The organism is Streptomyces viridochromogenes (genome assembly GCF_001270495.1).
GTDB classification, from domain to species: Bacteria; Actinomycetota; Actinomycetes; order Streptomycetales; family Streptomycetaceae; genus Streptomyces; species Streptomyces viridochromogenes_A.
Map to the genome: position 1 here is coordinate 1 of NZ_LGUR01000139.1, position 327 is coordinate 327.

Genomic DNA, 327 nt, shown 5'->3' on the forward strand with positions numbered 1-327 from the left:
CCGGTCGGCCGCGGAAAGAGGAACTCGGGAAAGTACGAGCGCACCGCGTAGGAGAACGCCTCGATCTCCCGCTTCAGCGCCGGCGACAGCTTGCGCATCGCACGCACCCAGCCGTGCTGGACGGGGTGGTGCTTGGGCTCCACCAGCACGTGAAGGCTCAGTACGGCTTCCATCGCCGGCGAGTAGGCGAACCCCACCCGCTCCGCACCACCGGCAGGCACCCGGAACACGATCGTCATGACTCGTCATCCTCGCCGTCCGGCGTCCCCGCAGGGAGCGTGCCGCGCGAGACGGTGGTCGGCGATGGTGACTGACGATGACCTGTGC

1 protein-coding gene is annotated in these 327 nt (G+C 68.5%); it reads right to left on the reverse strand.

What is annotated here, in order from left to right:
• A partial coding sequence (locus tag ADK36_RS15350) for a DUF5937 family protein (RefSeq protein ID WP_234329773.1) occupies positions 1-239 on the reverse strand: 239 nt, incomplete at its 3' end.
• Between the last annotated feature and the right edge of the window lie 88 nt (positions 240-327).